This is a genomic window from Streptomyces sp. NPDC027663 (assembly GCF_055566415.1).
The window spans coordinates 1-13,951 of the sequence record NZ_JBVHSK010000011.1 but is presented as its reverse complement, the minus strand read 5'-3'; the positions used below and the strand labels follow the sequence as shown (position 1 = coordinate 13,951).

At 71.0% G+C, this 13,951-nt stretch carries 13 protein-coding genes; 6 read left to right on the top strand and 7 right to left on the bottom strand.

Annotation, left to right across the window (positions count from 1 at the left end):
* Positions 1–337: 337 nt before the first annotated feature.
* Positions 338–1,420: a ferritin-like domain-containing protein gene (locus ACZ4SF_RS26155; protein ID WP_468388643.1), complete on the top strand. Its 1,083-nt coding sequence runs from the start codon at positions 338–340 to the stop codon at positions 1,418–1,420.
* A 36-nt stretch (positions 1,421–1,456) separates the two neighbouring features.
* On the top strand, positions 1,457–2,908 hold the full coding sequence (locus ACZ4SF_RS26150) for a DHA2 family efflux MFS transporter permease subunit (protein WP_468388641.1): 1,452 nt from the start codon (positions 1,457–1,459) through the stop codon (positions 2,906–2,908).
* 138 nt (positions 2,909–3,046) lie between these two features.
* On the opposite strand, the gene ACZ4SF_RS26145 is transcribed toward ACZ4SF_RS26150, so the two are convergent.
* The 3 genes from ACZ4SF_RS26145 to ACZ4SF_RS26135 all read right to left on the bottom strand — a co-directional run bounded on the left by ACZ4SF_RS26145 (position 3,047) and on the right by ACZ4SF_RS26135 (position 6,206).
* The gene (locus tag ACZ4SF_RS26145) at positions 3,047–3,247 is read right to left on the bottom strand and encodes a hypothetical protein (RefSeq protein WP_468388639.1); all 201 of its coding nucleotides are present in this window, start codon (positions 3,245–3,247) and stop codon (positions 3,047–3,049) included.
* A 292-nt stretch (positions 3,248–3,539) separates the two neighbouring features.
* Positions 3,540–4,586, bottom strand: coding sequence for a helix-turn-helix transcriptional regulator (locus ACZ4SF_RS26140; protein ID WP_468388637.1), 1,047 nt, complete (start codon positions 4,584–4,586; stop codon positions 3,540–3,542).
* A 717-nt stretch (positions 4,587–5,303) separates the two neighbouring features.
* A complete protein-coding gene (locus ACZ4SF_RS26135) occupies positions 5,304–6,206 on the bottom strand; it encodes an NAD(P)H-binding protein (protein WP_468388635.1) in 903 nt (300 codons plus the stop codon).
* A gap of 463 nt (positions 6,207–6,669) precedes the next feature.
* Between ACZ4SF_RS26135 and ACZ4SF_RS26130 the strand changes: the two genes are divergently transcribed.
* Entirely contained in the window at positions 6,670–7,218 is a 549-nt protein-coding gene (locus ACZ4SF_RS26130; protein ID WP_468388633.1) for a pyridoxamine 5'-phosphate oxidase family protein, read from the top strand.
* A 171-nt stretch (positions 7,219–7,389) separates the two neighbouring features.
* Positions 7,390–8,394, top strand: a complete 1,005-nt coding sequence (locus ACZ4SF_RS26125) for a 2-dehydropantoate 2-reductase (RefSeq protein WP_468388630.1) — start codon at positions 7,390–7,392, stop codon at positions 8,392–8,394.
* Between the two features lie 228 nt (positions 8,395–8,622).
* Here the strand turns inward: ACZ4SF_RS26125 and ACZ4SF_RS26120 are convergent, their stop codons facing one another.
* A complete protein-coding gene (locus tag ACZ4SF_RS26120; protein WP_468388628.1) occupies positions 8,623–9,240 on the bottom strand; it encodes a TetR/AcrR family transcriptional regulator in 618 nt (205 codons plus the stop codon).
* Positions 9,241–9,409: 169 nt separating this feature from the next.
* On the opposite strand from ACZ4SF_RS26120, the gene ACZ4SF_RS26115 reads away from it, so the two are divergent.
* Entirely contained in the window at positions 9,410–10,201 is a 792-nt protein-coding gene (locus ACZ4SF_RS26115) for an SDR family NAD(P)-dependent oxidoreductase (protein ID WP_468388626.1), read from the top strand.
* A gap of 92 nt (positions 10,202–10,293) precedes the next feature.
* On the opposite strand, the gene ACZ4SF_RS26110 is transcribed toward ACZ4SF_RS26115, so the two are convergent.
* Positions 10,294–11,178, bottom strand: coding sequence for a siderophore-interacting protein (locus ACZ4SF_RS26110; protein WP_468388624.1), 885 nt, complete (start codon positions 11,176–11,178; stop codon positions 10,294–10,296).
* A gap of 115 nt (positions 11,179–11,293) precedes the next feature.
* On the opposite strand from ACZ4SF_RS26110, the gene ACZ4SF_RS26105 reads away from it, so the two are divergent.
* Positions 11,294–12,100 carry a TetR/AcrR family transcriptional regulator C-terminal domain-containing protein gene (locus ACZ4SF_RS26105; RefSeq protein WP_468388622.1) on the top strand — a complete coding sequence of 269 codons (807 nt, stop codon included), beginning with the start codon at positions 11,294–11,296 and terminating at the stop codon, positions 12,098–12,100.
* A 214-nt stretch (positions 12,101–12,314) separates the two neighbouring features.
* Here the strand turns inward: ACZ4SF_RS26105 and ACZ4SF_RS26100 are convergent, their stop codons facing one another.
* The gene (locus ACZ4SF_RS26100; RefSeq protein WP_468388620.1) at positions 12,315–13,556 is read right to left on the bottom strand and encodes a cytochrome P450 family protein; all 1,242 of its coding nucleotides are present in this window, start codon (positions 13,554–13,556) and stop codon (positions 12,315–12,317) included.
* On the bottom strand, positions 13,553–13,774 hold the full coding sequence (locus ACZ4SF_RS26095; protein WP_468388618.1) for an amidohydrolase family protein: 222 nt from the start codon (positions 13,772–13,774) through the stop codon (positions 13,553–13,555). The genes ACZ4SF_RS26100 and ACZ4SF_RS26095 overlap by 4 nt, the downstream gene beginning before the upstream one ends.
* Between the last annotated feature and the right edge of the window lie 177 nt (positions 13,775–13,951).

Below are 13,951 nucleotides of genomic sequence, written 5' to 3'. Positions count from 1 at the left end.
ATCCTGAACGCTGTGGACAGCATGATCCACCGATGTCCCTCTCAGCTGATGCGGGTCATGGCTGATACGTGTCATCGAGCCCCCGTGGCAAGTGGAAAGACTGCTGGCCGTCAAGTGGTTGGGGTCGTCGGCTCGTTCACAGGGACGTCACCCTAGCCGACGGCACCCGCCACGGTGGCCGGGCGGAGATCGACGTCATCACGACAGGCGGAAACGCGAAGATGCCCCTGGAACTGTCCGACGGCAGGCCGGGGAAGACCCAGGGATATCCCCACTGCATCCGGGGGCGCCGCTCGTCCAGACTGACGAGGCGGTCACCCCAGGAGAAGGGATTCTCGTGAGCACTCGCATCTACGCGCTGCCCGTCGAACAGACCCGGTGGCAGGTCCCCGACGGCTCCACCACGGTGTTCGACTGGGAGTACGACGAGGGGCGTGACCGGCTGCTCGGCCTGTACGAGAAGGGCAAGCAGAAGCAGTGGGACGCCAACGAGCGGATCGACTGGTCCACCGAGATCGACCTGGACGACCCGATGGGGGTGCCCGAGGAGACGATCGCGATCTACGGGACCCGGGTGTGGGAGCGGCTCGGCGCCAAGGAGCGCGGCACGGTCCGCCACCACCTGGCGGCCTGGCAGTTCTCCCAGTTCCTGCACGGTGAGCAGGGTGCGCTCATCTGCTCGTCCAAGATCGTGCACACGGTCCCCGACCTCGACGCCAAGTTCTATGCGGCGACCCAGGTGATGGACGAGGCCCGGCACGTCGAGGTGTATTCGCGGTACCTGCGGGAGAAGCTGCAACTGGCCTATCCCATCAATCCGGGGCTCAAGGCGCTGCTCAACGACGTGATCGGGGACGCCCGGTGGGACATGACGTATCTCGGCATGCAGGTGCTGATCGAGGGACTGGCTCTTGCCGCCTTCAGTCTGATCCGGGACCACGCCAGTGAGCCCTTGGCCAAGGCGCTCAATGCATATGTGATGCAGGACGAAGCGCGGCATGTCGCCTTCGGCAGGCTGGCATTGCGTGATTTCTATCCCGAACTGACCGAAACGGAGCGGAACGAGCGTGAGGAGTTCTGTGCGGAAGCCTGCCATCTGATGCAACAGCGCTTCCTGGGCGAGGAAGTCTGGCGGAATCTCGACGTCGACGCTGACGAATGCATCAGCCATATGCGATCATCCGAGCACTACCGCATGTTCCAGACCTATCTGTTCTCGCGGATCGTGCCTACGCTCAAGGACATCGGCCTTTTCGGCCCCCGTATGAGGGAAACGTTCGCCGGCATGGGAATCATCGGCTTCGAGCAGCAGGACATCGACACGCTGGCCAAGCAGGACGAGAACATCGCGGAAGCCTTCGACAAGGAGCGTGTCGCGCAGGTCGAGCGGACCATCCGGCTGGCGTCCGGGGAGGCGTGACCGCACCGCACCAGACCACTCAAGGAGTGCTCACCAGTGAAGCAGGCCGCTCCGGCTCCCGCGCCGCGTGCCTTACGCGCCCTGACGCTCACGGCGTCAGGCGGCACGTTCCTCGCGATGCTCGACTCCACCGTGACCAACCTGGCCGTTCCCGATCTTCAGCGGGACTTCGCGGACGCCTCCCTGTCCGCGCTGTCCTGGGTCATCAGCGGGTACGCCGTGGTCTTCGCCGCCCTGCTCGCCTCGGCCGGCCTGCTCGCCGACGTCCTGGGGCGCCGCCGGCTCTTCGTCGGCGGCATCGTCACCTTCACCCTGGCCTCGCTGCTGTGCGCGCTCGCCCCCAACCTGCCCGCGCTGGTCGCCATGCGCATGCTGCAGGGCGCCGGGGCCGCCGCGATGATCCCGGCCTCGCTCGCCATCCTGCTGCTCGACGGCCCCGCCGAGCACCGCGTCAGGTCGATCGGCGTGTGGAGCGCGGCGTCCGCCTTCGCCGCGGCGGTCGGCCCCAGCGTGGGCGGTCTGCTGGTCGACAGCCTCGGCTGGCGTGCGGTCTTCTACATCAACCTGCCGTTCGGCGTCCTGCTCACCGCGGCCGCGCTCACCCGGCTGCCGGCGCCCGCGCCGGTCTCGGCCGCCCGCCGCTTCCCCGATCCCCTCGGCACCGTGTGCCTGACGCTCGGCGTCGGTGCCCTGACCCTCGGCATCACGGAGGGTCCGGACTGGGGCTGGCTCGACCCGCGGACGCTCGCGGTCTTCGCGGCGGGCGTGCTGGCCATGGGCGTGCTGGTGCCCCGCTCGCTGCGGCATCCGGCGCCTGCGGTGGAGATGTCGCTGCTGGGCCACCGGCCTTTCGCGGTCACCAACGTCGTCTCACTGCTCTACGGCATGGCGCAGTACCCCTGGCTGCTGGCCAGCGTGCTGTGTCTGACCGATGTCTGGCACTACAGCGAGCTGGAGGCCGGACTCGCCATGACGCCCGGTGCGGTCACGGCGTCCGTCGCGGCGCTCGGGATGAGCCGTCTCGCGCCCCGGCTCGGTGGGCCGCGCACCGCCGCCGTCGCCGGCATGGCGGTCTTCCTCGTCTGCGGCATCTGGCTGGTGCTGGCGCTCGGCGACCGGCCGGCCTTCTGGTCGCTGTGGTTCCCGGTGGCCTCGCTGGCCGGTATCGGGATGGGGCTGGTGACCATGGGGACGTCGGCCTCGGCCGCCTTCTCCGCGCCGCCCGCCCGATTCGCGACGGCCAGCGGTCTCAACACCACGGCACGTCAGTTCGGTGGCGCGCTGGGGGTCGCCGCGTTCGCCGTGCTGGTCGATGGGCACCGCACGATCAGCGGCAGCGATGTGTTCACGTCCGTCTTCGTCTTCTCCACCGTGGTGGTCGCCTTCGGCCTGGTCCTGACCGTCCTGGGCCTGCGCCCGGCGCCCCCGCCCGCTGCCGCCGCAGCGGACAGCACTGCGGCCGCCCAGGAGTCCGTGCGGCCGCAGTGAGGTGAGTGGGGAGGACGGGCACTGCCGTCCGCCGGTCGTACGGGTCGGCGGACAGCGGTCACGCCTGTCGGCGGTCACGCCGGCCCCGCCGGTCGGCGGACAGCCGTCACGACGGCCCCGCCGGTCGGCGGACAGCGGTCACGGAGCAGAGCGGCCCCATCCGGTGTCGTCCACCGGGGCCGTGCCCCAGCCCGTGTCGCCGTCCGGGGACAGCGACGTGGTCGCCGCGACGGCCGTCGGCCCCGGCGTGGGGGACACCGTGGATGCGGTGAGGCAGCCGACGGCCAGAGCAAGGAGGAGGCCGGCACTGGCACCGATGCTGGCCGGACGAGCTGTCATGCTTCGTTCTCCTGTCAGGAAGGCGTGGCGGTACGGAGCACCGCTCCCGGGATCGACCGGTAAGCGGCCGTCGAGCATTATGTCCCAGCGGATCGCCGGTTTTTTCGAATAGGCTCCGACGGGATCATGACTGGCGGGAACAGGAATATGCGGCGGGTGGCCTGAATGCGCGATTCCGCTCCGCATGACATACCCGAGGGTGTAGGGGGCCGGAGCGGATGGTGTCGCTTCGGCCGAAAATCGCCGTGACGGCCCCGGCAAAGCGGCTTCCCGGTTGCCGATTTCGCCGCCGTCACCCTTTCTTCAGAGAGAGGGCGGAGATCGAGCCCTCCTGCTCCAGCGGACCGTGCCGGCCTATGAGATAGCCCAGCTGGAATCTGCTGGAGGCACCGAAGCGCTGCATGATCTCCGAGACGTGCCGCTGACAGGTCCGCACGGATATACCGAGGGCTCGCGCGGTCGTCCGGTCGTCGTGGCCCTGGACCAGATGCTGGAGGATCGAGCGTCTCGTCTGGTCGGCGATGCCCTGGACGAAAGACCTCTCGCGGGGCTTGTGGATGAGTTCGCCCGACGACCACAGCAACTCGAAGATCTGCACGGTGAAGGCGATGAGATCAGGGCTGCGGACGACCAGCGCGCCGCCGGGGGCGTCCTGCAACGGCAGGAAGAGGGCGCTGCGGTCGAAGACGATGAACCGGGCGAGGTCACCGGTGACCGTGCGCACCTCGGCGCCCAGTCTGGTGACCTCCTCCGCGTACTTCACCGTGGGCGGATGGAAGCGTGCGGAGTGCTGGTACAGGGTGCGCAGTTGAACGCCCCGCTCGAGCAGTTGCCGGTCCCGGTCCCGGGCGGCCAGCAACTGGGCCGCGGGACGGGGACCGCCGGGCTGGGCGGCGAGCACTTCCTGCGTGCATTCGCCGGCGTGCCGGTCGAGCAGCCGTGTCACGTCCTCCAGCGATGCCAGTCGTTCCAGGTGGGGCCCTCCGCGGCCGTGTTGCTGCGTGGCGTGGATCAGCGCCAGTTCGGCGAGTTGCCCGCGCACACGCAGCAGGTCCAGCTGGGTGGCCTGGACCCGGTCCTCCCAGCGCTTGAGGAACCGGCTCGACACGTCCGCGGGGTCGGCCACGGCCAGCCGGTCCGCCCCGACGCGTCTGAGCAGACCGGCCGCGGTGAGGGCGGCGACGCTGCGCGCGAGGACCTCGCGGTTCTCGCGCGCCATGAGTTCCTCCGCGTGCAGCGGACCGTGCTCGGCGAGTTCGCGGTACAGATCCATGTCCGCCGGTGACAGCTCACCCGGCTGGGTATCGTCGCCTGCCGGGTGATCGGACGGGATGTTCATCGGGCAACCCTCTTCCTCATGCCGGCCGCGATCGCGATGGGAACGTGGTGGGAACCGCCCTGTGGCAGCTGTGACCGGCGGCTGGAGATCGGTGCATGCGCCGATCCGCCGTAGGGGCGGGGCCGGATCAGTGACCGGTGGAGCGGGGCCGCCCGTGGCGCCGGCCCCGTGGTCGGCAGGCGTCGCAGACGGGGCTCGTCGGCACACGGCTCTCCGGCGAGAGACCCGGAGGCCGGTCGAACGTCCGCATCCGCCTCCGAGGTCGCCATCGAAGGCGGTACTCGGCCATGGTGAACATCCGCTTGGACCTCCCCCGTTCGCTCCCCGTGGTCAGCGGTCGCGTCATGAAACATCGATCGCGGACATGCGCCGGTGCGTCGCCTTCACCGGCTTACACAGAAAACAACTTCAGTCAAGTGGTGGCATATGACGCTACCAGCGGCTCGGGAGAGTGGGAAGATCACGACTGGCGGATGTCCTGAACCATCGCACGGGCGCCCTTGTGTACGTGGCCGAAAAGCCGCTGTGAAGTCCACGGCCCGCCTGCTCGCGACCACGTCGGCTCCGCCGTCGACGCCCCCACGCGGGGACGTGAAGGCCGACGGCGGCGGTCACCTCGCGCGGCACACCGGCCGGAATGCGGCACGCCAGGAGCCGGCCAGGGGAGTCGGGCAGTGGCCGGTAGCGAGCGGCCGCGTCGTCGTCACCACGGTTCACTCACGCTCCGGACGGCCTCCGCTCGCCGAACCCCACAGGGGGACGTCCGAGAAGTTCGGCGATGTCGTTCGTTGCGCGGTCGTAACGGCGTTCGCGGTGCAGCCGTGCCATCGTGGCGATGTGTTCGAAGGTGTGCGGCGGCAGGTCCTGCTTCTTCAGGTCGCCCTCCAGCCACTCCTCGTACGGCACGTCGACGTAGGTCACGGTACGGCCCAGGGCGGTGGAGAGCTCGGCGGCGATGGCCGTCATGTCGCGGGAGCGTGCACCGGTCAGTTCGTAGACGCGCCGGGGCGGCGGGGCCGGGGCGAGCAGGAGGTGGGCGATCACCTCCGCCACGTCGGCCGCGGCGACCGGGGAGGTCCGGGCGGAGCCGAAGGGGAGGCGGATCGTGCCGTCCCGCTGGATGGAGGCCGCGGCGACCCGGGCGAAGAGCGGATTCTCCATGAACACCGTGGGCCGCACATGCACGACCGGCGCCCCCGACCAGTCGAGAACCTGCTCGGCCAGCCAGTGCAGTCGCTGTTGCCGGGATTCGGCGGTGCTGGTGAGGCTCATCTGGGACACGGTCATCTGCGACATGCTCACCAGCAGATCGAGGCCGTCACTGTCCCGGACGGCCGCCGCGACCGTCGTAGCGGCCTCCAGGTACGCCGGTGACACGCTCATCCCGAAGTAGGCCCGGCGGCAGCCTGCCAGCGCCTCCACCACGTCCGCGCCCCGTGTGAGGTCGCCGACCACCACCTCCACCCCGTCCAGGGCCCGCAGCACCGACGCCCGCTCGTCATCGTGGTGCGCCAGGGCCCTCACCGGCACACCGTGCGCCCGCACATGCTCGAGGACCATGCGTCCGACCCCGCCGACCGTGCCACCGACGCCGGTGACCAGGATGGGCCGTACCTTCATGTCGATCGTCTCCTGTCTTCCGGGCCGGCGCCTCAGGTCCGCCCGAAACCGTCCGGACCCGGGGTCCGCCGATCGCCCACGCGCCTGCCGGTGGGCGCCCGGCTCATATGTGCCCCCGAGCCCTCCGGCCGTACCGGATGCCGGGTGGCCGCTGGGAGGGGGAGAGCCGGCGGACTCGGCTGGTGCTCCGAAGCCACCGAGGACGGTCGACGCGGCCCGGCGGACTCGGCTCGCGCCCCGAAGTCACCGGAGTTCGGGGACCGTCGACAAGAGCCGGTGCACTCGGCTGATGCCCCGAAGCCACCGAGGACGGTCACCGCGGTGTGCCCCGTGCCGGGGTTGCGGTGGCTTCCCCGGACAAGCGACCGCGGCTGACGACACCCGAACGGGTGCACGCCCTGCGTCTCGCCCGGCTGAGGGTCGTTGAAGGACAGGAAATGGACGAGACGAGGAAGGCATGCGCATGTCCGCACAGCAACCCCGGACGGAGCTGGACGCCCGCTACAGCTCCGCACTCCACCCCCGCCCCGGGTCCAAGGACGTCACCGCCACCGAGTGGACGGAGGCCCAACGGGCGCTGGAGGCCGCCGAGATCTTCTGGCTGTCCACGGTGCGGCCCGACGGCAGGCTGCACATCACGCCGGTGATCGCCGCATGGCACGACGGCGTGCTGTACTTCTCCACCGGGCCCGCGGAGCAGAAGGCGAAGAATCTGGCACACGACGCGCACTGCGCACTGACCACCGGCCGGAACTCGCTCACCGAGGGGCTCGACCTCGTGGTCGAGGGCACCGCGCAGCGAGTGACGGATCCCACCGCGCTGGAACAGGTCGTCGCCGCCTACGAGACACAGTACGGGGACCACATCACCTCGCCCGAAGGCACCTTCCACGGCATCGGGGACGCCTTCCGCACGGGCGACGCGGTGGTCTTCGCCGTGGCGCCGGCGACGGCGTACGGCTTCGGCAGGGACGGAGGAGTGTTCAGCCACACGCGCTGGACCTTCGCCTAGCGGGCCGCGGTACGCGAGCCGGGTCGGGACGTCGTACCTCGTGAGGGCCCCGGGGCAGGGAAGCCGATCCGCCGGACCCGGTCGGACTCCTGTACCGGCAGTCCTCGCGCAGCCGGCGTCCGGTTACCCTCGTGCCCCTGCCCCTGCCCCGCCCTTGCGTAGGAGCCATCCGTGTCCAAGGCCCGCTTCGCCGTCCTCGGCGCCGGAAGTATCGGCTGTCATCTCGGTGGCCACCTTGTCGCCGCCGGGTACGACGTGGCCCTCATCGGCCGGTCCGGCGCCATGGACGTGCTGCGCGAGCGGGGACTCACCCTGACCACCTCGGTCCGGCCGCCGGTCCACCTCACGCCGGACCGGCTGACTCTCGCCACCGGCCCCGAAGCGGCAGCCGGCGCCGACTACGTGCTGGTCACCGTGAAGAGCGCCGGCACCGAGGCCGCCGCCGAGGACCTCGCCCCCCATCTGGCACCCGGCGCCGTCGTCGTCAGCTTCCAGAACGGGCTGCACAACCCCGCGACCCTGCGCGCCGCGCTCCCCGGACACACGGTGCTGGCCGGGATGGTGCCCTACAACGTCGTGCAGTCCGAACCCGGCACCGTGCACCAGGGCATGCCGGGCAGGCTCATGACCGAGCCCGACGACCGGCTCTTCGCCGCCCTGCGCGAGGCGGGCCTGGCCATCGAGGCCCGCACGGACATGTCCCCGGTGCAGCATGCCAAGCTGCTGATGAACCTGAACAACGCGATCAACGCCCTCTCCGGGCTGCCGCTCCGGGACCAGCTCGGCCAGCGGGCGTACCGCCGATGCCTCGCTCTGTGCCAGCGTGAGGCACTCGCCGCATACCGCGCCGCCGGGATCGCCCCTGCCCGCCTCGGCCCCACCGCTCCCGCCGTCACCCCGTACGTACTGAGCCTGCCCGACGCCGTCTTCCGCCGGGTGGCGGCGGCATCCCTGCGTATCGACGCCCACGCCCGCTCCTCGATGTGGGAGGACCTGCAGCGCGGCCGGCCCACGGAGGTCGATTCCCTGCAGGGCGAGATCGTCACCCTGGCCACCGCCCACGGGCACAGCGCTCCCGTGAACGCCCGCCTCGTCGGCCTCGTGCACGAGGCCGAGTCCATGCCGCGCACCTGGACGGGCCCGGAGCTGTTCACCGAGCTGCGCGCTGCGCGCTGACCGGATCCCCCGGGAGAAGGCGGTAGCGGCGGTCGATGCAGGGACCGCCCCTGACCTCTCGCTCACCTGCCGACGGGTGCCACCGTGTCGAGCCGGACGACCGGGGAACGGCGCTGCGCACACGGAACTCACCCGGGAGATCCAGGTGTTGACCAGGGAGCTGCACCGACGCCGACCGAGGGGGCCGGGCCCCGCAACGCCTGACGCAGCGCCGTCCCGCGGTGGTGCTCAGCCGGCCGTGTCCGCAACGGGCGACGGGACTGCCTCGGCCGGTGGGACGGCAGCTCCTCGCGCGAGCAGGAGAAGGGCGTCGACCAGGTCCTCCGCGGGGCTTCCGGTGGCCAGACGCCTCAGTTGCAGACCCATCACCACGGCGACCGTGGTGGCCGCCAGGCGCTCCCCGTCGGGGACGCCCAGTGCGGTGAGGATCTGGGCGGCGAGCCGGTCGTAGGCCCTGAACGCCTCCGCCGCCGCCTCCCGCAGCCGCTCGTCGCGCCCGGCGTGGAGGTACAGCTCGAAGGGGGCTAGATGGGCGGTGTCGAGAGCCGTGCCGCACGCGACCTGGCCGGCCAGAGACGCGGCGTCCTCGATGTCGATGCCGTCCGTCCGGCACTGGTCGGCCAGCTCGGTGAAGTGCCGGGCCTCCTCGCGTACGAAGTGCAGCAGGCTCTCGCGCAACAGATCGTGCTGCGTCTCGAAGTGGTACGTCACCGACCCCAGTGACACGCCCGCTTCCCGGGCGATCCGCCGGTTGGTGACGGCCGCGACCCCGTCCTTGCCGATGATCTGCAGGACGGCGGTGATGATGCGCTGGCGCGTCGAGGCGGAGGAAGCGGCGTTCGGCATGCCATGCATTGTTCCATCAGTGGTCTCCGGAGCCGGACCGCGCGGGGCGACGGCCCCGGCTGCCGGCCCGGCTCGCACCCGCAGCCGGAACCACGTTTCCCTTCCTCACCGGTGGACAGGAGGTCCCGCCCTGCCTATTGTTCGTTCGAACGAACAGACTGGAGGGGTCGTGCAGATTGCAGGGGCAACAGTTCTGCTCACCGGAGTCACGGGTGGCATCGGGGGTGCGATCGCCGCGGAGATGTCGGCGCGCGGCACGCGGCTGATCCTCAGCGGCCGGCGGAAAGAGGCGCTCGAACCCCTCGCCGACCGCTACGGTGCGCAGACGATCCTCGCCGATCTCGCCGCCGACGACGACGTCAGGCGTCTGGCCGAAGAGGCCGCCGACGCGGACGTCCTCATCGCCAACGCTGCCCTGCCCTCCAGCGGCGACCTGCTCGACTACACGCCGGCGCAGATCGACCGGGCGCTCGCGGTGAACCTGCGCGCGCCCGCAATGCTCGCGCGGCTGCTGGCCCCCGGCATGGTCGCCCGCGGGCGCGGCCACATCTGCTTCGTCGGCTCACTGTCGGGCATGGCCGCCACCAAGTCGTCGTCCCTGTACAACGCGACGAAGTTCGGGCTCCGCGGCCTCTCTCTCGCCTTCCGTCAGGACCTGCACGGCACCGGCGTCGGCGTCTCCATCGTCCAGCCCGGCTTCGTGCGCGAGCTGGGCATGTTCGCCAACACCGGTTCACGCACGCCCGGTGGCGTCCGTACGGTCTCTCCGCAGCAGGTCGTGAAGGGCGTGACGCGGGCGATCGAGCGTGATGTCGCCGAGATCAACGTCGCCCCGCTCGAACTGCGCTTCCTGACCAAGATCGCTTCTCAGTTCCCGGGGTTCGCCGAACGGGTGCAGCGGCGCGCGGGCGCGGAGAAGACCATGGACGCGATCGTGGCAGCACAGCGGGCGAGCCGCTGAACCGACGGCGGCCGGTGACGCCGGACACGAGCCGCCGCGCGAGCCGGGTGCGGGCGCGGTCCGCCTGCACCCGGACCCCGCCGCCTGGCTCGTCAGGAGTGGTCACCGGCGGCGGCCCGGTACTCGGCGAGCCGCTCCTGGGCCTCGGCCATGTCCTCGGCGGTCGGCGCGTCGTCCTGCGTGAGCTCGAACCGCCAGTAACCGCTGAACTCGATCGACCGCTTGTCCACCCCGCGATCGTCGACCAGGTGCCGGCGCAGCGCCCGGACCGCACCCGACTCACCGGCCAGCCAGGCGAAGGGGCGTCCCGGCGGGAACGCGGCCACGCGGACGGCGTCGGTCAGTACGTCGCTGCGGCCCGCCGAAGCGCCGTCGCGGTACAGCCAGTGGACGGTGACGTCGCCCGCCGTCTCGAATGCCTGCCGCTCGGCGCCGTCGGCGATCTCGACGTATGCCACCGCGCGGGCCCCCTTCGGCAGGGTCTCCAGCAGGGTGCCGATGGCGGGCAGCGCCGTCTCGTCGCCGGCCAGCAGGAGCCAGTCGGCGTCGGCGATCGCGTCGGTCAGGGAGACCGGCCGGGCGTACACCGCCGACGGGCCCACCATGCCGAGCCGGTCGCCGGGGCGGGCGGAGCCGGCCCAGCCGGTGGCCGGGCCGGTGTCGCCGTGCAGGACGAAGTCCACCTCGATGGTCCTGGTTCCGGGGATGCGCCGGCGGAGGGTGAAGCTGCGCATCCATGGCCGCTCGTCCTCCGGAACGGCCAGAAACGCCTGGTACCAGCTCGTCGCGTCGTCGGTCTGCTCCGGCAGGACGGGCACTGCCTGACCCTTCCTGGGAAAGCAGAGCTTGAGCTGCTGGTCCGGACTCAGGCCGACGGAGTCGTCCAGGTGATCGGCCTCGAAGGTCACGCGCGCCATCCGGGGAGTGATGCGCGTGACGTCGGTGACCTGGATGAGCGAGACGGGGAGCGTTGCCATCGAAAACCTTCCGCGAGCGTCGGGCATCCCGGGGCGGGCCGGTGCCCGCCTGATATCTTTACATCGTAAAGAGATACCTCGTGCGAGGTTACTTTATGCAGTAAGGAGTTACCGGGTGGTTGTTTTCGCCGGACAGGGAGACGCTCGCCGCTCCATGGCCCTGCTGTGGCGCACGGCCGTTTCCGGGATCGTCAGAACCGGGCCCGGCCCCAAGCCCGGGCTCGACGTCGACACGATCGTCGCCGCAGGGGTCGCGGTGGCCGACGAACAGGGAATGGCGGCCCTGTCGATGCGGGCGGTCGGGGCCCGGCTGAAGCGGACCGCCATGGCGCTCTACACCTATGTGCCGAGCAAGAGCGAACTCGTCGACCTCATGCACGACCGGGTGCTGGCCGAGCTGCCCACCGAGTACGACACGCGCGCGGGATGGCGCCGGGCGATCACCGCATGGGCCGGCGACGCCTGGGCGTTCTATCTGCGCCATCCCTGGGTGCTTCAGGTGTCCCAGGCCAGACCCGTGCTCGGACCGGGCGAATATACGCAGCTGGAGACGGTGGTGCGGATCCTGGACGGAGCCGGCCTGGACCCGTTGCGGCTCCGCCGTGTCATCGCCGTGCTGTTCCAGTTCGTGCGGGGCATGGCCCGGGTCGCAGCGGAGCACCGGCAGGCGGCGCCCGAGACCGGGGTGTCCGACGAGGAATGGTGGGCGGAGCGCTCAGCCCTGCTCAGGGAGGTGGCACCCGACTTCGCCGAGCGCTTCCCCGCCCTGGCGGCGATGGAGTCGGGGGCGTCCCTCGCCGTCGACACCGGCGCCGAGGTGGATGCGGAGGGCGACGTGCCGTACATGGAGCGGGAGGCCCGGGAGGCGTTCCGGGTCGGCCTGGAGGTGCTCCTCGACGGCATCGAGGCGGCGGCGGGATAGGCGCGGTGACCGTGGGTCGCCCTGCGGCGAACGAGTGCGCCGCAACGGGTTCGGCTCGGCCGGAAATGTCCGGGCAGGCCACTGCGCCCAGGGGCTCCTGGGCGCAGTGTGCACCGGCCGATCGCCGTCACCGTCGGGATCGAGGACGACCGCCGGAAGGCCGAGTGCCGTCAGCCGGCGTGGTCGAGAACGACCGCCAGACGGTCGAGCGCCGTCAGCCGGCGGGGTCGAGGACGACCGGCAGCTCCGCGAGGCCGCGGAAGGCCGGGAAGGGCACTTCCAGCCACCGGGGCCCGGCGTCGGGATCGGCCAGGGCCATCCCGGGGAACCGGTCGAACAGACGGGTGAGGGCCAACTGCGTCTCCATCCGGGCCAACGGGGCGCCCAGACAGTAGTGGCTGCCGTGCCCGAACCCGAGATGGGCGTCCTGCGCGTTACCGGGCCGCATCACGTCCAGCTCGTCCGGCGCGTCGAACTTCAGCGGATCACGGTTGGCCGAACTGAGCGCGATCTGCACCAGGGAGCCCTTCGGGATCCGCGTTCCGTCGTACTCCACGTCCTCGGTCGCGTAGCGGAACGTCGCGCTCTCCACGGAGCCGTCGTAACGCACCAGTTCCTCGACCGCGGCCCGGATCAGCTCCGGGTTCTCCCGCACGGCGCGCAACTGCGCCGGGTGGGAAAGGAGATGGTGGACGGCGTTGCCGATGAGATAGGCGGTCGTCTTGTGGCCGGCGAACATCAGCAGGAACGCCGTGGAGACGAGTTCGTTCTCGGTGAGCCCGCCGTCGTTGTCCCGGACCGCGGTGAGCGCGCTCAGCAGATCCTCACCCGGACGGGTGCGCTTGGCGGCGATGAGGTCCGTGAAGAACGCGTGCAGATCCTCCTCCGCCTTCTGCTGGGCCCGCTTGAACTCCTCGCCGAAACCCGTCTGGGCCACGGTGGTGGACAGGTGCTGCAGCCGCGACCGGTCCCCGGGCGGTACGCCGAGCAGGTCGCAGATCACGGTGATCGGCAGCGGGAACGCGAACGCGGGCAGCAGGTCGAAGGGCTCCCGGGTGGGGCACTCGTCGAGCAGGCCCTGCACGATCTCCTCGATCCGCGGCCGCAGGGCCTCGACGCGCCGCGGCGTGAACGCGGAGTTCACCAGCCTGCGCAGCCGGGTGTGCTTGGGCGCGTCGGAGTTGAGCATGTTGTCGTCCAGCGCGACGGACGAGTCACCGAAGATCCTCCGGTACGCGTCCATGGCCCCGTACATGTCCTTGCTCAGCCGCGGGTCCGACAGGGCGGCCCGCGCGTCCTCGTACCGGGTGATCAGATACGTCTCGTTGCCGTGCGGCGGCTTCATGGGGCAGACGGGCGCCGCGTCACGGAGATGGGCGTAGACCGTGTGAGGATCGCGCCGGAACTCCGGGGTGCACCGCTCGGCTGCCGTGACGGCCTCGTGCGTGGTGGTCACGGACGACTCCTGAGGTCGAAGAGGGCCTCGGCGTTGCCGCCGAGGATGAGCTGCTGGGCCGCCTTGTCGACCGGCAGCTTCTCGATCATGTGGACGAAGTCCTCCAGCGGCGCGGCCATCGGCGGTGAGTCGGTGCCGAACAACATCCGTTCGGGGCCCAGCACCTCCGCGTTCAGGCTCAGATGCGCCGCGCTGAACGGACTCGTGTCGACGTACATGCGCCGGAGCGCCGCGACCGGGTCGGCCAAAGGCCCCTCGGCGGCCCGCGGGCCGGCGGCCGCTCCGGGCCGGCCGGACGGCGGGGGGGGGGGGGGGGGGGGGGGGGGGGGGGGGGGGGGGGGGGGGGGGGGGGGGGGGGGGGGGGGGGGGGGGGGGGGGGGGGGGGGGGGGGGGGG